Annotated in this window: 22 protein-coding genes and 1 pseudogene; 12 read left to right on the top strand and 11 right to left on the bottom strand. The window is 26.6% G+C overall.

Annotation, left to right across the window (positions count from 1 at the left end; genetic code table 11):
* From ftsW to speD, 10 genes and pseudogenes are all read left to right on the top strand, one after another.
* Positions 1 to 1176, top strand: coding sequence for a cell division protein FtsW (gene ftsW, locus D9V68_RS01100; RefSeq protein ID WP_158357517.1), 1176 nt, complete (start codon positions 1 to 3; stop codon positions 1174 to 1176).
* A complete protein-coding gene (gene murG / locus D9V68_RS01095) occupies positions 1173 to 2243 on the top strand; it encodes an undecaprenyldiphospho-muramoylpentapeptide beta-N-acetylglucosaminyltransferase (RefSeq protein ID WP_158357516.1) in 1071 nt (356 codons plus the stop codon). The genes ftsW and murG overlap by 4 nt, the downstream gene beginning before the upstream one ends.
* 27 nt (positions 2244 to 2270) lie before the next feature.
* Positions 2271 to 3715: pseudogene (gene murC, locus D9V68_RS01090) on the top strand (UDP-N-acetylmuramate--L-alanine ligase).
* On the top strand, positions 3712 to 4635 hold the full coding sequence (locus D9V68_RS01085; protein WP_158357515.1) for a D-alanine--D-alanine ligase: 924 nt from the start codon (positions 3712 to 3714) through the stop codon (positions 4633 to 4635). Before murC ends, D9V68_RS01085 begins: the two are co-directional and overlap by 4 nt.
* A gap of 133 nt (positions 4636 to 4768) precedes the next feature.
* Complete coding sequence (gene ftsA, locus D9V68_RS01080; protein WP_158357504.1) at positions 4769 to 6025, top strand: cell division protein FtsA; 1257 nt, start codon at positions 4769 to 4771, stop codon at positions 6023 to 6025.
* A 53-nt stretch (positions 6026 to 6078) separates the two neighbouring features.
* Positions 6079 to 7233: a cell division protein FtsZ gene (gene ftsZ / locus D9V68_RS01075; RefSeq protein ID WP_158357502.1), complete on the top strand. Its 1155-nt coding sequence runs from the start codon at positions 6079 to 6081 to the stop codon at positions 7231 to 7233.
* A 213-nt stretch (positions 7234 to 7446) separates the two neighbouring features.
* A complete protein-coding gene (erpA, locus tag D9V68_RS01070) occupies positions 7447 to 7791 on the top strand; it encodes an iron-sulfur cluster insertion protein ErpA (RefSeq protein WP_158357500.1) in 345 nt (114 codons plus the stop codon).
* Positions 7792 to 7849: 58 nt separating this feature from the next.
* Positions 7850 to 8548 carry a 5'-methylthioadenosine/adenosylhomocysteine nucleosidase gene (locus tag D9V68_RS01065; protein WP_158357498.1) on the top strand — a complete coding sequence of 233 codons (699 nt, stop codon included), beginning with the start codon at positions 7850 to 7852 and terminating at the stop codon, positions 8546 to 8548.
* A gap of 274 nt (positions 8549 to 8822) precedes the next feature.
* Positions 8823 to 9683 carry a polyamine aminopropyltransferase gene (gene speE / locus D9V68_RS01060; RefSeq protein ID WP_158357496.1) on the top strand — a complete coding sequence of 287 codons (861 nt, stop codon included), beginning with the start codon at positions 8823 to 8825 and terminating at the stop codon, positions 9681 to 9683.
* 27 nt (positions 9684 to 9710) lie between these two features.
* Complete coding sequence (gene speD / locus D9V68_RS01055; protein ID WP_158357494.1) at positions 9711 to 10514, top strand: adenosylmethionine decarboxylase; 804 nt, start codon at positions 9711 to 9713, stop codon at positions 10512 to 10514.
* A 152-nt stretch (positions 10515 to 10666) separates the two neighbouring features.
* On the opposite strand, the gene lpdA is transcribed toward speD, so the two are convergent.
* From lpdA to D9V68_RS01035, 4 genes are all read right to left on the bottom strand, one after another.
* Entirely contained in the window at positions 10667 to 12088 is a 1422-nt protein-coding gene (gene lpdA / locus D9V68_RS01050; RefSeq protein WP_158357492.1) for a dihydrolipoyl dehydrogenase, read from the bottom strand.
* A 67-nt stretch (positions 12089 to 12155) separates the two neighbouring features.
* Positions 12156 to 13346 carry a 2-oxo acid dehydrogenase subunit E2 gene (locus D9V68_RS01045; RefSeq protein WP_261979595.1) on the bottom strand — a complete coding sequence of 397 codons (1191 nt, stop codon included), beginning with the start codon at positions 13344 to 13346 and terminating at the stop codon, positions 12156 to 12158.
* A gap of 15 nt (positions 13347 to 13361) precedes the next feature.
* Positions 13362 to 16025 (bottom strand): pyruvate dehydrogenase (acetyl-transferring), homodimeric type, encoded by a 2664-nt coding sequence (aceE, locus tag D9V68_RS01040; RefSeq protein WP_158357490.1) that lies wholly within the window; start codon positions 16023 to 16025, stop codon positions 13362 to 13364.
* Positions 16026 to 16234: 209 nt separating this feature from the next.
* On the bottom strand, positions 16235 to 17281 hold the full coding sequence (locus D9V68_RS01035; RefSeq protein WP_158357488.1) for a GMP reductase: 1047 nt from the start codon (positions 17279 to 17281) through the stop codon (positions 16235 to 16237).
* A 110-nt stretch (positions 17282 to 17391) separates the two neighbouring features.
* Here D9V68_RS01035 and coaE point away from each other — a divergent pair, with 110 nt between their 5' ends.
* The gene (coaE, locus tag D9V68_RS01030) at positions 17392 to 18045 is read left to right on the top strand and encodes a dephospho-CoA kinase (RefSeq protein ID WP_158358248.1); all 654 of its coding nucleotides are present in this window, start codon (positions 17392 to 17394) and stop codon (positions 18043 to 18045) included.
* Between the two features lie 49 nt (positions 18046 to 18094).
* Here coaE and D9V68_RS01025 read toward each other — a convergent pair whose 3' ends face one another.
* From D9V68_RS01025 to truA, 7 genes are all read right to left on the bottom strand, one after another.
* A complete protein-coding gene (locus D9V68_RS01025) occupies positions 18095 to 18481 on the bottom strand; it encodes an NUDIX domain-containing protein (RefSeq protein WP_158357486.1) in 387 nt (128 codons plus the stop codon).
* A 25-nt stretch (positions 18482 to 18506) separates the two neighbouring features.
* On the bottom strand, positions 18507 to 21131 hold the full coding sequence (gene secA, locus D9V68_RS01020; protein ID WP_158357484.1) for a preprotein translocase subunit SecA: 2625 nt from the start codon (positions 21129 to 21131) through the stop codon (positions 18507 to 18509).
* Positions 21132 to 21412: 281 nt separating this feature from the next.
* Entirely contained in the window at positions 21413 to 21691 is a 279-nt protein-coding gene (locus tag D9V68_RS03205; protein ID WP_261979594.1) for a hypothetical protein, read from the bottom strand.
* Between the two features lie 57 nt (positions 21692 to 21748).
* On the bottom strand, positions 21749 to 22348 hold the full coding sequence (locus D9V68_RS03200; protein ID WP_261979593.1) for a hypothetical protein: 600 nt from the start codon (positions 22346 to 22348) through the stop codon (positions 21749 to 21751).
* On the bottom strand, positions 22332 to 23120 hold the full coding sequence (locus D9V68_RS03195; protein WP_261979592.1) for a transglycosylase domain-containing protein: 789 nt from the start codon (positions 23118 to 23120) through the stop codon (positions 22332 to 22334). Before D9V68_RS03195 ends, D9V68_RS03200 begins: the two co-directional genes overlap by 17 nt.
* Positions 23084 to 23365: a hypothetical protein gene (locus D9V68_RS03190; protein ID WP_261979591.1), complete on the bottom strand. Its 282-nt coding sequence runs from the start codon at positions 23363 to 23365 to the stop codon at positions 23084 to 23086. The genes D9V68_RS03195 and D9V68_RS03190 overlap by 37 nt, the downstream gene beginning before the upstream one ends.
* A 248-nt stretch (positions 23366 to 23613) precedes the next feature.
* The gene (truA, locus tag D9V68_RS01010) at positions 23614 to 24423 is read right to left on the bottom strand and encodes a tRNA pseudouridine(38-40) synthase TruA (protein ID WP_158357482.1); all 810 of its coding nucleotides are present in this window, start codon (positions 24421 to 24423) and stop codon (positions 23614 to 23616) included.
* Positions 24424 to 24725: 302 nt separating this feature from the next.
* Here truA and dksA point away from each other — a divergent pair, with 302 nt between their 5' ends.
* Positions 24726 to 25181: an RNA polymerase-binding protein DksA gene (dksA, locus tag D9V68_RS01005; protein WP_158357480.1), complete on the top strand. Its 456-nt coding sequence runs from the start codon at positions 24726 to 24728 to the stop codon at positions 25179 to 25181.
* The last annotated feature ends 49 nt before the right edge of the window (positions 25182 to 25230 follow it).

Below are 25230 nucleotides of genomic sequence, written 5' to 3'. Positions count from 1 at the left end.
ATGTTTATAAAAAAAAATGTTGATATAATAGATGATGCAAAAGTTTTTGAAACAATACTATATGACCGCACATTAGTATGGTTGACTTTAAGTTTATTATCCATTGGATTAGTTATGGTGCTCTCTGCATCTATACCAATAGGTCAAAGCTTATATCATGATCCTTTTTTTTTCGTAAAAAGAGAAATATTTTATTTTTTTTTAATATTTTTATTATCTTTTATTTTTTTGCGTACACCAATTATTTTTTGGGAAAAAAGTAGTAATTCTATACTAATAATTTCAATTTCATTGCTATTTATTGTATTATTAGTGGGAGATTCAATACACGGATCTTATCGATGGATCAGTCTAGGTTTTTTACACATACAACCATCTGAAATATGTAAATTTTCTTCTTTTTGCTATATATCTAGTTATCTATCACGCAAATCCAATGAAGTACAGAATAATTTCTGGGGTTTTTTTAAACCTATTAGTATTGTAATAATAGAATCAATTCTTTTATTGATCGAACCTGATTTAGGAACTGTGATAGTTCTTCTTTTTACAACTTTATCAATTTTGTTCCTTTCTGGTGCTAAAATAGGACAATTTTTTATAATTATTATTATTACTATATTAATAATAATTTTATTAATATTATTAGAACCCTATCGTATTCAAAGAATATTGTCTTTTTGGGATCCTTGGAAAGATCCATTTGGCAATGGATATCAATTAACGCAATCATTGATGGCATTAGGACGTGGTGGTATTTTAGGAAAAGGATTGGGTAATTCAATACAAAAACTAAATTATTTACCTGATGCGCATAGTGATTTTATATTTTCTATTATAGGAGAAGAGTTAGGATACATTGGTTCTTTTTTAATATTATCAATAATTTTTACCATTTCTTTTAGAGCTATGTTTATTGGACAAAGAGCTTTAGAAGACAAAAAAAAATTTTCAGGATTCCTTGCATGTTCTATTGGTATTTGGTTTAGCTTTCAAACATTAATTAATGTTGGTGCTGTTACTGGTCTTTTACCAACTAAAGGGTTAACTTTGCCATTTATTAGTTATGGTGGTTCTAGTTTAATTATTAATTCAATAGCTATTTTTTTTTTATTAAGAATAGATTTCGAAACAAAATTAAGAAAATCACAAGCATTTCCTAGAGGACCTAAATGATTTCTAAGAAAATAATAATTATGGCAGGAGGTAGTGGTGGTCACGTCTTTCCAGGACTAACTATAGCACGTTATTTGATTACAAAAGGATGGAGTGTAAATTGGATAGGAACAAAAAATAAAATAGAATCACAAATAATACCTCAATACGGTATTAAAATTCATTTTATTAAAATTAAAGGATTACGTAATGCTAGTTTAAAAAATTTAATTTGTTCTCCAATATACATATTACGTTCTTATTATCAAATTAAAAAAATAATAAAAAATTGGTCTCCAAATATCATTTTAGGAATGGGAGGGTACGTTTCTGGCCCAGGGGGGATAGCTGCTTGGAGTTCTAGAATTCCATTTATATTACATGAACAAAATAAAATCGCAGGTATTACTAATCGATGGCTTTCGAAAATATCTACAAAAAACATACAAGCATCTCCTGGAGCTTTAACAAATGCAGAAGTCGTAGGCAATCCAGTTTGTCAGAGTATTATAAATATTCCTTTACCTACAAATCGCTTTCAAAATAGAAAAGGTCCTTTACGAGTATTAGTTATAGGAGGTAGTCAAGGAGCTTCAATTCTAAATTATGTTTTACCAAAAGTTTCATTTATATTACAAGAAAAAATTATTATTTGGCATCAAACGGGAAATTATGAGTTTCAGAAAACTAAAAGAAAATATGAAAAATATGGATTAAAAAAACAGCTTATTCATTGTTTTATAAACAATATAGCTTTAGCATATGAATGGGCGGATATAGTTATTTGTCGTTCCGGAGCTTTAACTGTAAGTGAGATATCTATAGTAGGATTAGCCGCTATATTTATACCTTATCCACATAAGGATAAACAACAGCATTATAATGCACAAGATTTAGAGAAAATTGGTGCTGCAAAAATAATCGATCAATCCCGTTTTAAAACTTCATTGATAGTTAACATGCTTGATTCATTAAATAGAGAAAAGTTATTTGTCATGGCAGAAAAGGCTTATTCTTTAGGCGTTCGTGATTCAACAATAAAAATTTCTAATATTATTAATAATATCACTAAAAAGTATAATTTCTAAAAAAATATAAATGTAAAAGATAATAGTATGAACATAAAAAATATAAAAAATAATTTTTTTTTATTCAAAAAAAAAACATTCATTTGATTGGTATCGGTGGGTCTGGTATGGGAGGTATAGCTTTAATTTTATTAAAATTAGGCTATAAAATTAGTGGATCTGATTTATTAAAGAATACCATTACTGAACAATTAATTAATCTAGGAGCAAATATATATTTTCAACATGCTGAAAAAAATATTTATAATATCGATTACATAATTAAATCTAGTGCTATTTTATCAACTAACAAAGAAATTATTGCTGCTAAAAAACTCAAAATTCCTGTATTATTAAGAGCAGAAATGCTACAAATATTAATGAAATATAAATTTGGAATAGCTATTTCTGGAACTCATGGAAAAACTACTACTACTTCAATAATTACAGATATATTTATTAATAATGGCTTGAGTCCCACTTGTATTAATGGTGGTTTAATAAAATCAATCAATGCCCACGCACAACTTGGTCACTCTCGTTACTTTATTGTAGAAGCAGATGAAAGTGATGCTTCTTTTTTATATTTAAATCCTAAAATAGCTATTGTAACAAATATAGAACCTGATCATATGGAAAATTATAATAATAGTTTTAAAAAATTAAAAAAAACCTTTTTGAATTTTTTGAAAAAAATTCCATTATATGGTACAGCTATAGTATGTACAGATAATTCTGCTATTTGCGATATTTTACCTAATATAAAATGTAAAATTATTACGTACGGATTTAATAAAAATGCAGATATTCGTATCGAATTTTATAAACAATATTTTTTTGTAGGACATTTTAAATTAATTATAAAAAATAAAACTAAATTAAATATAACATTAAATATTCCTGGTAAACACAATGCACTAAATGCTGCAGCTGCTGTCGCGCTCGCAATACATGAAGGTATAAAAAATCACGATATAATTGCATCGTTAAAAAATTTTCAAGGTACTTGCAGAAGATTTGAATGCCTTGGATATTTTTTAATAAAAAACAACATTAATCATAATATTAGTACTATGTTAATAGATGATTATGGACATCATCCCACTGAGTTATCTGAAACTATTAAAACAATAAGAACTGGATGGCCTAAAAAAAACTTAATAATGATATTTCAACCTCATCGATATACGAGAACATATAATTTATATAATGATTTTGTAAAAATTTTATCTACAGTTGATGTTCTTTTAATATTGAATGTATATTCTGCAAACGAAAAGTTTATTTCTGGAGGAGATAGTTTTTCACTTTATCTTGATATAAAAAAACTAGGTAAAAATTATACAGACTTTATTTCTGATCATAATTTAATATTAGATACTCTTGTGCCTTACTTGAATGGTAACGATATTATTTTGATACAAGGTGCTGGAAATATAGATAAAATAGTACATAAATTTTTGATAAAAAACAACAAAAAAGTGATATTATGAATAAAAAAATAGCAGTTTTATTAGGAGGAACATCTTCCGAAAGAAAAATTTCAATAAAATCAGGATATGCAGTTCTTATGAGTTTATTACAATCTGGATTAAATGCATATCCGATTGATACACGTGATTATTCTATAATAAATTTAAAAAAAGAAGGTTTTGATAAAGCATATATTGCATTACATGGAAAAGGTGGTGAAGATGGTAGCATTCAAGGGGTTCTTCAATATTTAAATATTCCTTATACAGGAAGTGGGATTATGGCATCTTCAATTGCCATAGATAAATTTCGAACTAAATTATTATGGAAATCTTCTGGTCTTAGAACAGCACCCGATGTTTATATTCAAAAAAAAAAAAAAAATACAACTGCATTGAGTTCTCTTATAATTAAAAAAATATTAAAATTAGGATTGCCTGTCTTAATCAAGCCAAATAATCAAGGTTCAAGTATAGGTATGACATTAGTTTCTTGTATCACACAAATTAATGATGCCATCAATCTTGCTTCTATCTACGATGAAAATATTCTTATTGAAAAATTTATAAAGGGTAAAGAATACACGATCTCTATTCTTGGCGAAAATATATTACCTTCTATTTATATTTCCACTGAACATCGTTTCTATGATTATAATGCTAAATATACAGATTCTTCTACTAAATATATATGTCCAAGTGGGCTACCTATACAGAAAGAAAAAGAACTAAAAAGAATAGCTTTTTTGGCATGGAAAATACTAGGATGCAGTGGATGTGGAAGAATTGATACTATATTAGATAATCACAATCAATTTTGGTTGCTAGAAGTAAATACTATACCGGGAATGACAAATAGAAGTTTAGTACCTATATCAGCAAAAAAAATGGGGATATCATTTGATGAGCTAGTATTATCAATTTTAGATATAACTAAGTAAAATTTTCAAATAAGAAAAAAGTATACATAATTCTTTTTTCAACTGAATTTTTATGTTGTATAAAAACAAAAAAATAAAAAATTTACTTTGTTAAAAATGATAATTAAGGAAATAAAGTACAGGCCCAAGAAATATGATCATATCAAAAGATAGAAAATTAGTAGTCGGATTAGAAATTGGTACTACTAAAGTAGTAACTTTGGTGGGAGAAGTATTAATAGACGATACAATTAAAATAATTGGATTCGGAACTGCTTTATCTAAAGGAATAGATAAAGGAAGAATTAATAATTTAGATACAATAGTTGCATCTATCAAGGAATCTATCAACAAAGCTGAAATTATGTCAGATTGTCAAATTACTTCTGTATATTTATCTCTATCTAATAAACATATCAATTGTCATAATGAAATAGGTATGGTTCCAATTTCTGAAGATGAAGTAACAAAAGAAGATCTAGAAACTGTAATACACATTGCAAAATCTGTTCAAATTCTTAATGAACACCATATATTACATGTAATACCACAGGAATATTCAATTGATCAACAATCTGGAATAAAAAATCCTATAGGTTTATCTGGAGTACGTATGCAAGTAAAAGTACATTTAATTACTTGTCATCAAAATGTAGCTAAGAATATTATTAAAGCCGTAGAAAAATGTGATTTAAAAGTTGATCAAGTCATTTTTTCAGGTCTTGCTTCTAGTAAAGCCGTTTTAACAGAAGATGAGTGTAAACTTGGAGTTTGCATGATTGATATAGGTGGAGGAACAATAGATTTTACTATTTATATTAATGGTTCTATACAGTATAGCGAAGTTATTCCATATGCAGGAAATATTGTCACTAGCGATATCTCATATGCTTTTAGCACTTCTTATTATAATGCGGAAAAAATGAAAATCCAATATGGATCTGCAATAAAACCTTCTTTAGGTGCATCAAAAAATATTGATTATTCTAGTGTTACCGGAAATTTTCAAAAAACTTTACAACAAGATGCTTTAATAGAAGTAATTGAATCAAGATATATTGAATTATTATCTTTAGTAAAAAACAAAATTCTTTATATACAAAAAAGGCTTCATCAAAAAGGAGAAAAACACGAATTACTAAGTGGCATAGTACTTACTGGGGGTGGATCAAAAATCTCATGCTTAACAGAATGTGCAGAAAAAGTATTTCATAAAAAAGTGCGAATTGCTAAACCTTTAAATATTTCAGGATTAATAGAAAAAATAACTGAACCAGATTACTCAACAGTAGTTGGTTTGTTGCATTATGGAAAAGAATATTACACAAATGTTAAAAAGAAAAAAAAACAATATTCTTTTCTTGAAAAATTTTTTAAACAAATTAACAATTGGTTTAAAAAAGAATTTTAAAAAAAATTACACTCAAAATTTTATAAAATATAGATATATAATGGAAACAAATTATGTTGGAACCTGCAGAATTAAGTAATAACGCAATAATTAAAGTGATCGGTGTCGGAGGTGGTGGTGGAAACGCAGTAGAACACATGGTGAGAGAACGTATCGAAGGTGTGGAATTTTTTGCTATTAATACTGATGCACAAGCACTAAGAAAAATAGAAGTAGGTCAAACTATACAAATAGGTAATAATATCACTAAAGGATTGGGAGCTGGAGCTAATCCAGAAATTGGACGAACATCAGCAGAAGAAGATAAAGAAATATTAAAATCTGCCTTGGATGGTTCTGACATGGTTTTTATAGCGGCTGGAATGGGAGGGGGTACTGGAACTGGAGCTGCTCCCGTAGTAGCAGAAATTGCAAAAGAATTAGGTATTTTAACTGTTGCTGTAGTAACCAAACCTTTTAATTTTGAAGGTAAAAAAAGAATGATTGTAGCTGAACAAGGCGTGATTGAATTATCTAAATATGTAGATTCTTTAATTACAATTCCTAATGACAAATTATTAAAAGTTCTTAGTAGAGGTATTTCTTTACTTGATGCTTTTAGTGCCGCTAATAATATTTTAAAGGGAGCAGTACAAGGTATTGCTGAACTGATTACAAGACCTGGTTTAATGAATGTAGATTTTGCTGATGTACGTACTGTTATGCTAGAAATGGGATATGCAATGATGGGAACGGGTATATCTTCTGGAGAAAATCGCGCAGAAGAAGCTGCAGAAATAGCTATATCTAGCCCCTTATTAGAAGATATAGATTTATCAGGTGCACGTGGTGTTTTAGTTAATATTACCGCTGGTTTTGATTTAAAATTAGACGAATTTGAAACAGTAGGAAATACGATTAGATCTTTTTCTTCAGATAATGCAACAGTTGTTATAGGTACTTCTTTAGATCCTGACATGAATGACACTCTTCGAGTAACTGTTGTTGCTACAGGTATTGGGATGGAAAAAAATTCAGAAATTAATCAAATAAAAAATAAATCATCTAGAGAAATTTTAATGGATTATCGCTATCAATATTTAAATGTATCTCCAAATAAAATAGAAAAAAAAACTATAAAAAAAGAAATTAGCAAATCAGAAGATAAAACTAATAAAGAAGCAGAATATCTAGATATTCCATCTTTTCTACGTAAAAGATCAGATTAATTTTTTAAAAAAATTAAATTATTAATACTAATTAATAATATTATTATCTTTAATAACCTGCGCCAATAAGGACTAAATTATCTATCGGCGCACGGATTTAATCTATCTAAAAAATAAATATATAAAATGTTTAAAAAATATTTTTTTATGATAAAATTAAAATAAAAAATATACATACAATATTTTCAATGTGTTTCTGAGAACAAAACAAAAATGAAAAACACTCCTAAAAAATATCTTAATGTTACTGATAACGCAATTAAAAAGATAAAAAATCTTATTAAAATAAAAAAAAATTATGATTTAAAATTAAGAATTTATATAAATGGTGGTGGATGTAGCGGCTTTCAATATCAGTTTGTTTTTGATGAAAAAATTAATGAAGACGATATTATAATCACTCAGTCAGATATTTCATTGATTATTGATGCGATTAGTTTGCAATATATACATGGTGGGAAAATAGATTATTTAGAAAATTTAGAAGGTTCTAAATTCATCGTATCTAATCCAAATGCGAGAAATACATGCGGATGCGGTTCTTCATTTAGTATCTAATGCAATATAAATGCGATACTAACATTATGTTCTATCATTCAATATACGTTATATTAAAATGAAAATTGCAATAATAGGCGCTATAAAAAAAGAAATTGAAACACTTAAAAAATTAATAAATACATGTATAGAAAAAAAGAATGGTAATTATACAATTTACATAGGTAAATTTAAAAATAACGATATTTTTTTAATTAAATCAGGAATAGGAAAAGTTTCTGCTAGCATTTCAACTACTCTTCTTATTAATTTATATAAACCAGATATTATTATTAATACTGGTTCTGCCGGTAGTCTAAACTCATTATTAAAGATTGGAGATCTTATCATTCCAGAAAAAATATGTTATTACGATGTAGATTTAACAAATTTTGGTTATTCTTTAGGTCAAGTACCTAAATATCCAAAGTATTTCACCACTAACAAAAAAATATGGAATATTTTTAAAAAAAAATTTATTCAATATGAATTAACATTTCAAACAGGATTAATTATTAGTGGAGACTCGTTTATTAGAAAAAATTCATGCATAAAAAAACTAAATAATAAATTTCCTTCTGCAATAGCAGTAGAAATGGAATCAGCAGCAATAGCTCAAGTTTGTTATAAATTTAACACTCCTCTTATTGTCGTAAAAGCTATTTCTGATTTATCAGATAATAATGCTACGTTAAATTTTAAAAAAAATATTTCAGTTGCATCATTTCAGTCATCTAAATTGGTTGAAATCATTTTAGAAAATATAATAAATATATAAAAGTTATCTAATCTATTTAATCAAAAAATAACATTCTTATATTATTTTAAATAAATTTTGTTCAGATGATTTTTTAATGAGTTTTATTATTTTTTACAAAATATTCTTATAAAACATTAGATTAATTTTAAAAAAATAATTTATTTTTGTAAAAATCATTATCCTTCTTTTAAAAACTCTAAAAATAAAATCTGTTATTTCATAATACTCGTGATTTTTATTAATCCCAAAATAATCTAGATTATTAAATTTTATAGGATATATAAATATAACCATGGATCAAAAAAAAACATGGCATGAAAAACTTTATTGTCATCTTGGACAATACTTTTTAATTGATGAATTTCTATATGAAGAACGAACCACATATCACAAAGTAGTAATTTTTCAAAATTCTATTTTCGGAAAAGTTATGGCAATTGATGACATTGTTCAAACAACTGAATACGATGAATTTATATACCATGAAATGCTTGCTCATGTACCGATATTCGCACATGGAGAGATAAAAAATGTATTAATTATAGGAGGAGGGGATGGAGGTATCCTTCGCGAAGTATGTAAACATAGAAATATTGAAAATATTACGATGGTTGAAATCGATATTAATATTATTAACTTATGTAAAAAATATTTCCCTAATCATAGTTGTAATGCTTATTATGATTCTCGTTTAAAATTGATTATTGATGATGGTTTGAATTTTGTAAAAAAAACAAGAGAAAAATTTGATTTAATAATATCAGATTCTACAGATCCTATTGGTTGTGGAAAAAATTTATTTCGATCAGAATTTTACTTTAACTGTAAAAATTGTCTTAATAAAAATGGTATTTTTGTAGCGCAAAATGGTGTTTTTTTTCTTCAAAAAAATGAAACTATTCTTACTTATAAAAATTTAAAAAAATATTTTCATGATGTAAAATTTTATCATGCAAATATTCCCACTTATTATGGTGGTATGATGATTTTTGCATGGGGAACTGACAATATAAAATCTCGAAAAAAAGATCTGAAAATTCTCCAATCAAACATAAAAAATACAAAACTAGCTTTAAATTACTATAATGCTAAAATTCATGTAAGTAGTTTTTATTTGCCTCAATATATTCTTAACGCATTAGATAAAAGTTAAAAATCCTTTTATAGGAGAGTAATTAAATTGCAAAAACTAAAATTATATGGCTTTAATAATTTAACTAAAAGCCTAAGTTTTTGTATCTATGATATTTGCTATGCGAATACTAATGATTCACGAAATAGTTATATTTCTTATATTGATGAACAATATAACGCTGTTCGATTGACTAAAATTTTAAAAAAAACTTGTTCAATTATTGGCGCTAATGTGTTAAATATATTTCATCAAGATTATGAACCCCAGGGTGCAAGTGTAACTATTTTAGTATGTGAAGAACCGATGAATCTAGATAAAATTAATGTTTTAAAAAGTAATATCGTGTCGTCTTCTGTACTAGCTCATTTAGATAAAAGTCATATTTGTGTCCATACATATCCAGAAAGTCATCCTCAAAGTGGAATTTGCACTTTTCGTGCTGATATTGAAGTTTCAACATGTGGAATTATATCACCGTTGAATGCATTAAATTATCTTATACATCAATTAGAATCTGATATTGTAACTATTGAATATCGTGTTAGAGGATTTACTCGAGATATTCATGGTATTAAACATTTCATTGATCATAAAATTAATTCTATTCAAAATTTTATGTCTAATGATATAAAAACAATGTATGATATGGTTGATGTTAATGTTTATCAAGAAAATATTTTTCATACTCGAATGTTATTAAAAGAATTTAATTTAAAAAATTATTTATTTAATATTCATTTAGAAGATTTAAAAAAAGAAGAACATACTTATATTATTAATTTACTATGGAGAGAAATGCGAGAAATATACTACGGCAAGAATATGTCTATGATAGATTCTAGTTCATAGGTATTTAATTAAAACAAGTGCTTAATAATTTTTTAATTAAATGTCATATATTTATTAAACTATTTAGACTGATTAATAAAATATTCTTAGAACNNGTTCTAAGAATATTTTATTAATTGAATTAAAACAACATTTTTTAAAACAATCCAAAATTATTTATTACATTTAACATTTAATAAATCTGTTACTGTACCTTGAAAAATTTCTGCAGATAGACCAATTGATTCATACAAAGTAGGATGAGCATGAATAGTTAGTGCAAGATCTTCAGCGTCGCATCCCATTTCAATCGCAAGTGCAACTTCACCAATTAACTCACCAGCATTTGTTCCTATTATAGAACCACCAATAATCTTACTATCTTTTTTATTAAAAAGTAACTTTGTCATTCCTATTTGACAATTTGAAACAATGGCTCTACCAGATGCGCTCCAAGGGAAAATAGCTATTTCATAATCTATTTTTTCTTTCTTAGCTTGTTTTTCATTTAAACCAACCCAAGCAATTTCCGGTTCAGTGTATGCTATTGACGGAATTACCTTAGGTTCAAAATAGTGTTTTTTACCAAATATAACTTCTGCTGCAATGTGACCTTCATGTACACCTTTATGAGCTAACATAGGAGTCCCAGTAACATCACCAATAGCATAAATATGAGGAATATTAGTTCTCAACTGATCATCTACTTGAATAAAACCAAAATTATTTATTTTTAATCCTATTTTTTCCAATCCTAATAAATCAAGGTTAGGAGTTCTTCCTATTGCTACTAATATGGCATCATAAGATATATTTTTTTTATCAAAATCATTTGTTATCATGTTTACTAGTAATCCAGTTTCTCTTGATTCAATATTATCTATATGAGTATTTAACATTAAATTAAATCTTTGATTAATAGATTTTATGTATAGATCAGTAATATCTTTATCTAATGCAGGCATGAAATGTTTAAATCGATCAATGATATCTACTTTAGAACCTAAAGCACTATATATTGTTGCCATTTCTAAACCAATAATACCACCTCCAACAATTAAAAAGCGATTTGGTATCATTCTTAATGATAAAGCATCACTTGAATCCCAAATTCTTTGATCATCATAAGGTATAGAAGGGATTTTAATTGGTTTAGAACCCGTTGCAATAATTGCGTTGTCGAAAAAAACAGTAAATTTATCTTCTTTACTCTGAACTATAATACTTTTATCAGTATCAAAAATAGCATTTCCTTGGAAAATTCTTATTTTTCTTTTTTTTCTCATATTAGATAAACTATTAGTTAGTTTATTTATGATATTTTCTTTCCAAAGTTTAATTTTTTCTATATCAATCAGTGGTTGATTGAATGAAACACCTGTTATATCTAATTCTTTTGCTTCTTTAATTACTTTCGCTATGTGTAACAATGCTTTTGAAGGAATACAACCTACATTTAAACAAACACCACCTAATTTATCATAACGTTCTATTAAAACAGTATCTAAACCTAGATCGGCGGAACGAAAAGCTGCGGAATAACCTGCTGGACCTGATCCAATAATTACAACTTGTGCATGAATTTTTTGATACATTATAACCTCTAGTAAACTCCACTTAAATAAAAATGTATTTGCATAATTAACATTGAATATATAAAAATTACATAATTAAAAAATGTATATCTGATAGTAATTTTTTAATTAATGTAATAAAACGTGCTCCATCAGCGCCATTAATTACTCTATGATCATAAGATAAAGATAGTGGTAACATAAGAGATGGAATAAATTCTTTTCCATTCCATAATGGTTTTACCTGAGATTTTGAGATACCAAGAATTGCAACTTCAGGTGAATTAATAATTGGAGAAAACCAACTACCTCCAATTCCACCTAGATTAGATATTGTAAAACATCCATCTGTCATATCTAATGCATTGAGCTTCTTTTTTCGTGCTTTTTCTGATAGTAATATTAATTCAGAAGATAATTGTTCAATATTTTTTTTATTTACATTTTTTAATACAGGTACAAATAAAGCATTGTGTACATCTACGGCAAATCCTATATTAATATAATTTTTTAAAATGATTTTTTTCTTGTCAAGGCTTAATGAACTATTAAAAATAGGAAATTTTTCTAATGCATACGCAACTACTTTTATTACAAAAATTAATATTGTAATATTATTACTTGTGTTTGTTTGATTTTTGTTTTCGCGATTGTATTTTTGACGAAATTTTTCTAATATAGTAATATCTACTTCATCGAACTGTGTAACATGAGGTATATTGATCCAATTTTGATATAAATTATTACCAGTAATTTTTTGAAGAGTACTTAATTTCATTTCTTCTACTTTTTCTTTATTAGAAGAACGTATGTTAATTTTATCAGTTTCTTCTAGAACACATATTGTATTAGTACTTTGATGCAATTCTAAATCTTCTTTTAAAATTCTATTTTTACGACCAGTACCTATAACTTTAGATAAATCAATATTTAGTTTTCTTGCTAAACGTCTTACAAGTGGGGTCGCATGAACAAGAATATTTTTTTTACAATCTTGTTCGAAATTAATATTATCTATATTTTTAGTTTCTTCTTTTAAAAAATTTTTCTCTGCTTCTAAAAGCATGATTAAACTAAAAGATTTAATCTTATCACCAATTTTTATATAAATATCTTTTACAGTACCTGATATAGGTGATGGTATTTCCATAGAAGCTTTATCTCCTTCTACAGTTATTAGTTCTTGTTCTGAATCTACTTTCTGATTAACTTTTACTAATATTTCTATTACTTCTACTTCATCTAAACCAATATCAGGCATTTTTACTTCAATATCCACTTTTTTTTTTACCTCTCAAGCTAAGCGCGGATTAATTTTATCAACATTTATATTAAATTTAATAATTGCATCTTCTACTACTTTTGTCTTAATATGATTTAATTTTACTAATAAGCTTAAAGTGGCTATCACAATATAATGAGCACTTACTTCAAAATGATTACGTAGTTTATCACGACTATCTGACCGACCAAAACCATCTGTTCCTAATACATAATATTCTTTCGATGGAATGTAATGACGAATTTGTTCTGCAAATAATTTCATATAATCAGTAGCAGCAACAGCAGGATTGCTATTCATGACTTGTTTGATATATGCTATTTTATTTTTTTTATTAGGATTTAGCATATTCCAACGTTCACAATCTTCACCATTTCTAGCTAACTCTGTAAAAGAAGTAACACTATATATATCTGTTGTAATAAAATAATCTTTTAGCAAAATTTCTGCTGCTTCACAAATAGAACGTAAAATGGCACCAGAACCCATTAATTGTACTTTAGGTCCAGAACTATGCAAGGTTTTTAATTTGTAAATGCCTTTGCAAATACCTTCTTCTACACCTTGAGGCATAGAAGGCATATGATAATTTTCATTAATTGTAGTAATATAATAATATATGTTTTCTTGAGATGGACCATACATGCGTCTCAATCCATCTTGTATAATTACAGCCACCTCATATGCAAAAGAAGGATCATAAGATATACAGTTAGGAACGGTTAAAGATTGTATATGACTATGTCCATCCTCATGCTGTAATCCTTCACCATTTAAAGTAGTTCTTCCAGAAGTCCCCCCGATTAAAAAACCTCTTGCTTGCTGATCACCGGCCGCCCAAAATAAATCTCCTATTCTTTGAAAACCAAATATTGAATAATAAATATAAAAAGGAATCATTGGAAAATTATTAGTACTATAGGATGTAGCAGCAGCTAACCAAGATGAAGCTGCACCAAGTTCATTGATTCCCTCTTGTAATATTTGACCACTTTTTTCTTCTTTATAATATGCTAATTGTTCTCGATCCTGAGGAATATATTTTTGACCACTAGAACTATAAATGCCTATTTTTCTAAATAATCCTTCCATTCCAAAAGTACGCGCTTCATCTGCAATGATAGGAACTATCAATCTTTTTATGGAATTATTTTTTAAAATTATATTTAAAACACGCACAAAAGCCATAGTTGTAGAAATTTCTTTACTTTGCTTTTCTAAAAGTGATTTAAAATCTATTAACTTCGGTAAAGTTAATTTATCAGTAAAATTAGATAACCGGAAAGGAATATAACCACCTAATTTTTTTCGTTGTGAATGTATATAGCAATATTCTTCAGAATTTTTTTTAAAAGTAACATATGGTAATTTGTGTATATCATCATCTGATACAGGAATATTAAAACGATCTCGAATATGTATTATGCCATTAATGTTAATTTTTTTTATTTGATGAGCAATATTTTTACCTTCTGCAATAATCCCCATCCCGTATCCTTTAACGGTGTGTGCCAAAATAACTGTAGGTTTATCTTTTGTTTCTTTTGCTTTTTTTAAAGCATTAAACATTTTTTTTGGATCGTGTCCTCCTCTATTTAATTGCCATATTTCTTCATCTGTCATATTTTTTACTAATTCTAATGTTTCTTGATATTTACCAAAAAAATATTTACGAACATATGCACCATCTTTAGACTTAAACGTTTGATAATCACCATCAATTGTTTCATTCATCAACTGAATTAATTTTCCAGTTTTATCTTTTTTCAATAAATAATCCCATCTACTTCCCCATATTACTTTGATTACTTTCCATCCCGCACCATAAAAAAAGCTTTCTAATTCATTTACAATTTTCCCATTTCCTACTACTGGTCCATCTAATCTTTGTAAATTACAGTTAATAACAAATATTAAATTATCTAGTTTTTCACGTACAGCTATAGAAATTGCACCTTTCGATTCGGGTTCATCCATTTCACCATCACCTAAAAAAGCATAAACTATTTGTTTTGAAGTATTTTTTAATTCTCTATTTTGTAAATATTTTAAAAATTTTGCTTGGTAAATAGCACAAAGAGGACCGAGACCCATAGATACAGTCGGAAACTGCCAAAAATTTGGCATTAATTTAGGATGAGGATAAGAAGATAAACCTTTTCCATCAACTTCTTGTCTAAAATTATCAATCTGTTCTTCAGATAAGCGCCCTTCCAAAAAAGATCTAGCATAAATACCTGGAGAAATATGACCTTGAAAATAAACTAAATCACCTCCATCTTGATTATTACTAGCTCGAAAAAAATGATTAAAACAAACTTCGTATATTGTGGCAGATGATTGGAAAGATGATAAATGACCCCCTAATTCTAGATTTTTTTTTGACGCACGTAATACCATCATTATAGCATTCCAACGAATAGCTGAACGTATGCGTTTTTCTAAAACAAGATTTCCAGGATATTCAACCTCATCTTCACTGCAAATAGTATTAATATAATCACTAGAAAAAAAACACCTAAAAAATTCTACTTTATTTATTTTAGATTTTTTTAAAATTTGTTCGATTAAAAAATAAGCTCTTTCACGACCTTCTTTAAGAATAACAGATTCAATAGCTTGCATCCAATCACTAGTTTCAATTGGATCCACGTCATCATATGAGCGTTCTGACATGGCAAAAATTCCTTATATATTATAAGTATTTAATGATTAAATTAACATTCAACCTGAAAAAATTTTTATAATTTATTTATTTTTTAATAAATATATATATTATAGTCAGTATTAAAATATTAATCATAAACATCTAAAAAAAATCAATAAAATTAAGTATATATACTTAATTTTATTGATTTTATCAAAAAAAATATAATAATTGTCTATTATTTAAAGGTATTAAAGATACAGTTTTCTTGTTCAGTCACACGAATAAATGTAGTTCTTTTAGTTAACTCTTTTAATTTTTCCGCTCCCACATACGTACATGAAGAACGCAATCCCCCTAAAATATCACGTATAGTGGCATCTATACTTCCACGAAAAGGTATTTTAACTGTCTTTCCTTCAGATGCACGATACCTTGCAATGTGCCCCGTATAACGATTCATTGCAGAAATAGAACTCATTCCATAAAACAACATGTACTTTTTTGATTTTTCTTCTATTATCTCTCCTTCACACTCATTATGACCTGAAAGCATCCCCCCTAACATAACAAAGTCTGCTCCCCCCCCAAAAGCTTTTGCAATATCTCCTGAAACGGTGCATCCTCCATCACTGATAATCTGTCCACCTAATCCATGTGCTGCATCGGCACACTCTATGATAGCTGACAGTTGAGGATAACCAACTCCAGTTTTAACTCGTGTAGTACATACTGATCCTGGTCCAATACCAACTTTAACTATATCTGCTCCGGCTAGTATTAATTCCTCAACCATTTCTCCGGTTACCACATTACCAGTACAAATGATTTTGTCTGGAAAAAAAAATCTTACTGACTTTAAAAAAGAAACAACGTGTTCAGAATAACCATTTGCAACATCAATACAAATAAATTTTAGATCAGAAGATAATGAAAAAATCTTTTTAATCTTCAAAAAATCTGCATTAGAAGTTCCAATTGATACAATTACATGATTTAATACATCTTGAGAAGATGAATTAATAAAACTTTTCCATTCTTGAAAAGAATAATATTTATGAACTGCTGTAAGTATATTAAATGTTGATAAAGACTGTACCATTCGAAATGTTCCTATTGTATCCATGTTTGCTGCAATAATAGGAATGCCAGACCAAAAACTAGAAGAATGTTTAAAAGAAAAACTACGAATAAGATCAACTTGAGAACGACTTTTTAATGTAGAACGTTTTGGTCTAATTAATACATCTTTAAAACCTAATTTAATGTCTTCTTCAATTCGCATGAAGTTATTATCCTGTTTTAAATATATAATACAGATATAGAAATTCAAAAAAATAGTATTTTATATTTCATTGAAATATTACTGAAAAAATAGTATAAAAAATAAACATGATGACTTATATTGTAGCGCTTACTGGTGGCATTGGTAGTGGAAAAACTACTGTTTCTAATGGTTTCAAAAAAATAGGTATTAATGTTATTGATAGTGATATAATCGCAAAAAAAATAATCAAGTATGATGATCGAATATCATTTTCTATTAAAAAAAAATTTGGAGAAAAAATATTCAATATAGACAAATCAATTAATCTACCGTTACTGCGAAAATATATTTTTAACAACAGGGAATACCGTTTATGGTTGGAAAATTTATTACATCCTAAAATTCACAAAGAAACTATAAATCATATCAAACTAATAAAATCTTCTTGGTGTATATGGGTAGTACCATTACTCGTTGAAAAAAAATTAGAAAAACACGCAAATCGTATTCTTCTAATTGATACACCTGTAAAAAATCAAATTCAAAGAATCATCAAAAGAGATCAAATTAACTTCGAAGAAGCTAGCAAGATTATTACATTACAAGCCACTAGAGAAAAAAGAATTTCTATATCAGATGATATCATTTATAATAAAAAAGAAATAAAAAAAATAGATTTATACGTTCATTATTTCAATATTTTTTATTCATTTTTAGCAAAAGAACATCAAAAGAAAAAAATAAAGAATATGAAAAAGAACTATTTAACAAAATTTTATTAATATAAACTCTATGTTTAATTCATTTTTCATTTTAAAATTTTCCTAAAACTCACATTTTTAAACTGATCTTTTTAAGATCATTTATAATATTTAAATTCGCAGATGGAAAGTCGGATGATTTCAAATCATATAAAAATTTCCAAACATAAAAATATCCCTCTTTGCTATAAGGTCGACCTTTCCATTTTTTTATCAAAAAAAAATATAATTTTATTTTTTTATTACAATCAATATGTTCAACATATTTGAAAAATATACATTTTAAGACTATAATCCCAACTTCTTCTAATAATTCTCTTTTCAATGCTTCTACTATGGTTTCATTTTTTTTAACCTTTCCACCTGGAAATTCCCATGTATTTGTTTTATATTTTCCTCTAGTGATATAAACTTCATTTTTTTTTATTAGAATCCCAATAGCTGCTTTATAATTCATGAAAACAACTCCTAATAAAAACTTGTTAGAAACTACCATGACAGTGCTTGTATTTTTTTCCTGAACCACATATACAAACTTGATTCCGACTTATTTTAATATTACTATGTGCAAGTATTGAGTTTTTATTAAAATCTATATATTTTTTTGCATAAGATAAATTAATCTTACTCAGGAATGATATCACTTCATATTTCAGTAATTCTAACATGTTAGAAAACATATTAAAAGATTCTCGTTTATATTCTTGTTTAGGATCTTTTTGAGCATAACCTCTTAAATGAATACCTTGTCTTAAATAGTCTATAGAAGATAAATGTTCTTTCCATAGAGAATCTAATGTTTGCAACATAATTGATTTTTCAATTACCCGCATGTTATTTACACCAATCAAACGTTCTTTACTTTCATAATTAATTTCTGTGAACTTAATAATTTTTTTTATAAGTTCTGTATCCTTTAAATTAGGTTCTTTGTTTAACCAATGTAAAATAGGTATGTTTAAATAAAAATCAAGATTTAATTTTTTTTCTAAATCAATAATATTCCACTTATCTTTGATTGTACCCTTAGGTATATATAACAAAATAGTTTTTGTTACAACATCTTTTAATATTTCATCAATGATTATTTTAATATTTTTTGCATCAAGTATTTTATTTCTTTGAAAATAAATTGCACGACGCTGTTCATCAATAACGTCATCATATTCTAATAACTGTTTTCTAATATCAAAGTTTCGATTTTCTACTTTTTTTTGAGCGTTTTCTATAGCTTTTGTTACCCAAGGATGCTCAATCGCTTGATTTGAAGAAAGTCCTAATTTCCTCATGATATTGATTATTTTATCAGAGGCAAAAATTCGCATTAAAGAATCTTCCATCGAAAGATAAAAACGTGAAGAACCGCTATCTCCTTGACGACCGGCACGTCCTCTCAATTGATTATCAATACGACGTGATTCATGACGTTCAGTACCAATTATGTGTAATCCTCCAATAGAAACGACAAAATCATGTTCTTTTTGCCATTTTTTTTTAATTTTTTCGAGTTCTTTTAAAGTTAAATTTTTACTTCTATTTAATTCTACCTCTAAGTTACCACCCAATACTATATCTGTACCACGACCGGCCATATTAGTCGCAATTGTAATTGATCGAGACTTTCCTGCCTGGGCTATAATTTCAGCTTCTTTAGCATGAAATTTAGCATTTAAAACACTATGATTAATATTTAATTGTACTAATTTTTTCGAAATGATCTCTGATTTTTCAATAGAAACTGTACCAACTAAAACGGGTTGATTTAATTTTAGACATTCTTGTATATCTTTGATAATAGCATTAAATTTTTCTTTTTTAGTAATATATACTAAATCAGACATATCCTTTCGGATCATTGGTCTATTTGTTGGGATTACAACAGTATCAAGGTTGTAGATAGAACTAAATTCAAATGATTCAGTTATAGCAGTACCTGTCATACCTGCTATTTTGTTATATAAACGAAAATAATTTTGAAAAGTAATAGATGCTAGCGTTTGATTTTCATTTTTTATTGTAACATTCTCTTTTGCTTCAATGGCTTGGTGTAATCCATCAGACCATCTCCGTCCGGGCATAGTTCGACCTGTGTGTTCATCAACAATAATTACACTATTATCCTTAACAATATAATCCACATCTCGCATAAACAAAGTGTGAGCACGAAGAGCGGATAGAATATGATGCATTAAAATAATGTTATTTGAAGAATATAAAGATTCTCCTGTATTCATTAATTTTTTATCAAACAATATTTTTTCAACTGTAATCAATCCTCTTTCTGTTAAATACACCTGTTTAGATTTTTCATCAATAGAAAAATGTCCTGTTCCACGAAAAACATCTGAATCTTCTTTTTTTTGGGAAATTAAAAACGGAACAATTTTATTAATTTCTTTATATAATTCAGAACTATCTTCTGAAGGTCCTGAAATAATTAAAGGTGTTCTGGCTTCATCGATTAAAATAGAATCTACTTCATCTACTAGAGCATAATTTAATTCTCTTTGAACTCTTTCTTTAGGAGAAGAAACCATGTTATCACGTAAATAATCAAATCCATATTCGTTGTTTGTACCATAAGTAATATCAGCCAAATAAGCTTCTTGTTTAGATAAAAAAGACATTTCCGGTAAATTTAAACCTACTGTTAAACCAAGAAATTCAAACAATGGAGTATTTTTCTCTGCATCTCTACGAGCTAAATAATCATTCATAGTTACTATATGAACACCTTTTCCACTTAATGCATTCAAATAAGCCGGTAAAGTCGATGTTAAGGTTTTTCCTTCACCTGTACGCATTTCTGCAATACATTGTTTGTTTAAAACTATCCCCCCTAGAATTTGAACATCAAAATGACGCATGCTAAAAACACGTTTACTTGCTTCTCTAACTGTGGCAAAAGCTTCTGGTAATAAATTATCTAAAGTTTCACCATTTCTCAATCTTGAACGAAAAAGGTTTTTTTGTTCCTTTAAATTTTTATCTGATAATTGTTCAAAACGTTCTTCTAATTGGTTAATAGAACACACTATTTTTTTTAGATTATTTAAAATACGACTATTACGATTGCCAAATATTTTAGTTAAAAATTTAATTAACATAGTATAATTCTCACATTTAAAATTTTTATATTATTTGAATGAATTGATAAAATATTATGAATATATTTTTATTAGGTTAATCTTAAATGTCAAAATATAAAATTCATATAAAACAAATTTTCTATAATTAGTCTTAATAATATATAATTAAAATTAATTTTTTATTTTAAAAATTTTTCTCAAACAAAATAAAAAAGCTTTTTTATTTTTTTTAAGTAATGCTAAATTATATCTCCGTAATCTAATATAATTGCAAATTTTTTGATTTTTTATAGACTATTTTAGTAATACTCGATTATATTTATCGTTTTTTCACAAAATAATCTTCCTACTTTATCGGCATAAAATATATTAATATTTTTTGGAGGCATTAATAATAGCGGTGTAGGATTATTACATTCAAGATATCTTCGATATATTTGCATGGCACCAGAAGCAGTGTATAACTTAGTTGTTTGATTACTATCTCTTCCTATCCAAATAATAATAATTTGTTTACTATCAATACCTACGAACCAATTATTAACTAAATTATTTATTGTGCCAATCTTGCTAGCCAAATAAAAATTTTTAAAAATTTCTCCTAATGATTTTACTATTCCACAATTTACTAGTTTTTACATGACATATAATGTGAAATAAGAAGCTTTTAGGGATTCTAAATATTGTGATTGAGGCACGTTTTGATGCAAAATCTTACCTTTATTAGAAACCATTGATCTAACTGACTTTAATAATGTTTTATAACCACTGCTAGCAATAGTTTGAAATACTTCTACCGTTTTAATCTGTATTAAATTAATATCTCCTAAAGAGATTGATAGAAAAAGAGCAAGCTGATTTTTATATATATCGAAATGTTTCCAAATATTAACTAGTTTTTTTATACCTATTTTCATGCTTAAATTAACTGTTGATATATTAATTAATTGCATTGAAGAATCTAATAACACTGCTTTTCCGCTAAAATGATAATTGTTATTCTGAGTTATCCAATATTTACCATTATTTAATTTAGTTGAAATAGGTTCATCAGAAATCCACGTATTTAAATAATATTGATTTGGTTGTGATAAAGCAGTTAAATATGTTACTGGTTTAGATAAAGAATCAATAGAACGACAAACTTTTAAAGAACGATTATCACTATTAAATTTAGTTTTAGCACTTCCAATAAGAGCTCGAATCTCCCCAGTAGATCTATCTACTACTATCATAGAAATTTCTAAATATTTTTTGTTTTTTTGATATAGATATACTTATTTCTACAGCTTTTTCTACTGATTTTTCTGAGATAGGATTAAGAGTTGTAAATACCTTTATACCTGAAAAGTATTTCATTTTATTACTAACTATTTTTTTTAATTCTTTACATACAAGTTCTACAAAGGAAGGATGAGATGTAATAAAATTACCTTTGGGTAGTATATTTAAAAAACAATTGTATAAATCTTGATATGTTTTTTCTGTAATATATTTTTGATGGTATAGTGACCATAAAACTATATTTCTTCTTTTTAATGCAGTTATAGGATATGTCCAAGAATTATATAAAAACGCTCCCTTTACCATTCTAACTAATAAAGCGTATTGTTCTAAATTTAATTCATCTATTGGTCGACAAAAATAATAAATACTAGCAAGTGGAAATCCTCGAGTTTGTTTATTACTATCTTGTCTTAAATAAACTTCATTTAAATATAATTCTAGAATACGATCTTTTATATAAAACCAATTCAAAATTAAAGCGATGTATATTTCATAAATTTTTCTTAAAATTGAACAAGTCTGTGTTAAAAAAAGATTTTTTACTAATTGCTGAGCAAGGATACTCCCACCTTGAATTGTGCGACCAGCTATTATATTTTTTAAAAAATCTCTACATATAGAAGATATATTAATACCATTATGTTGATAAAAATACTTGTCTTCAATTGCTAATAGTGTTTTGACTAAAATTTCTGAATATCTATTACGAAAAACAAACAAACGTTTTTTCCTTCAGGAGATTTTAATATAGTAATTAATTTAGGTTTTAAACGAAAAAAACTAAAATTGCGATTATTTTCAATATTTTTAATTTCTCTTAAAATATTTTTCTTAAAAAATAATCGTGTATAAAATTCACTTTCTTTAATATCAGAAAAATCAAAAGAACGTCCTGCAAACTCTATACTATTATCTTTTATATTAGATTCTCTAATTAACATGATAGTATCTAATTTTTTACACATTGTATTTTCTAAAAGTCTTGACATTTTTTTCGGGGAATACAAATTACCTAGTTCTAAGTTTATTATACGTCTATATATTGAAGTAGGAAAATTGCATACTTTACCATCAATTAACTGATCTATCTTAATATATAAATAAAGTCTATAAAAAAGAATTAAAAAAATATTTTTATAAATATTGTTTTTTATGTTTATATATATTTAAAAACCTATAATTTTTTTAATCAATTTGACTTATAAAAAACAATTTAATTTTTACTGTTTTTTGAAAAAAGAACTATATTTTTATTAGGTAAATTAAAGTGCAAGGGATATTCTACAAATATTAAATACAAACCTTTAGCTGGAGCAGTAGCCCCTGCATAATTTCTATCTTTTTTTTGTAATAATTCTTGAATCCAAAATTCTTTTTTTTTAGAAACCCCAATTTCAATTAAAGATCCAACAATATTTCTGACCATATGATGTAAAAAAGAGTTAGCAACAATATCAATTATTACCCAATGCTTGAAACGAAAAATATTCAATTTTGTAATTTTTCTCCAAGGAGAATGAGATTGACAACCAAGCGCTCGAAAGGATGTAAAATCATGTTCTCCTAATAGAAATTGAGCTTCAAATTGCATTTTACTCACGTCTAATTTTTTATAAACATGATTTGTTTTGTTCTGAAAAATAGCAGAACGAATACTATTATTATATATAATATAACGATAAGAACGAGCTATAGCGCTGTATCGAGCATGAAAAGATTGCGGAACTTTTTTTACCCATATTACAGAAATATATTGAGACAAATAACTATTAGTTCCCATTGTCCAAGATAATTTTGTTCGTACTGCTGTAGTATTAAAATGAACTACTTGTCCTATACTATGCACTCCAGCATCAGTTCGACCTGCACATGTTATATTAATACTATGATTTGCAATTATAGATAAAGCTTTTTCTATTTCCTCTTGAATACTAGGTACTTTTTTTTGACGTTGCCATCCATGATAAAAACTTCCATCGTATTCAATTCCTAAAGCAAATCTTTTAATGTCTTTTTTTACCATTTCATAAGAATCCTATTGTAGATATTGATAAAAAATATATTTAACTATAGTTTATGTTAAAATTATTTACTATAATAATTGCCTTGTGTTTGAAATAAAAAAACATCACATATATGATATATATATATATATAAATTATTCTTGATAAAAATTATCTAAAATTTTTTATTTAAGTATAAAAATTTTTTAAAAATATTAATATAATTTATCTTAAAATATTTTTCTAAATTTACAATTATACAAAAACATAATAAATGTCTTTTTATTAAAGATTTAGACATAATGTGATTTTGGAGATATATATGGAAAAGGAAAAAAATAAAAAAACTTCATCTTTAAACGTTCTTGCTATTGCCGGTCTAAAACCTTATCAAAAGAAAATAGATGAAAAATACATGAATCACGATCAAATATTACATTTTCACAAAATTCTCAAGACATGGAAGAATCAATTAAAAAATGAAATCAATCATACTTTACTCTATATGCAAGAGAAAGCTACTAATTTTCCAGATCCTATTGATAGAGCCACTCAAGAAGAGGAATTTAGTTTAGAATTAAGAAATCGTGATAGAAGTCGTAAATTAATTAAAAAAATTGAAATAACTTTAAAAAAAATTCAAGAAAAAAAATTTGGTTACTGTAATTCTTGTGGGATTGAAATTGGGATTCGTCGTCTAGAAGCTAGACCTACTGCTAATCTCTGTATTGATTGTAAAACGTTAGCAGAAATTAGAGAAAAACAAATGACTGGTTAGTTTTATAGATTAAAATTCTTAAATAAGGATATTCGATGAATTCAAAAAA

This window comes from Buchnera aphidicola (Hyperomyzus lactucae) (assembly GCF_005081705.1).
GTDB lineage: Bacteria > Pseudomonadota > Gammaproteobacteria > Enterobacterales > Enterobacteriaceae > Buchnera > Buchnera aphidicola_Y.
The sequence above is the reverse complement of the archived record's forward strand: the minus strand, read 5'-3'. Positions and strand labels throughout refer to the sequence as shown.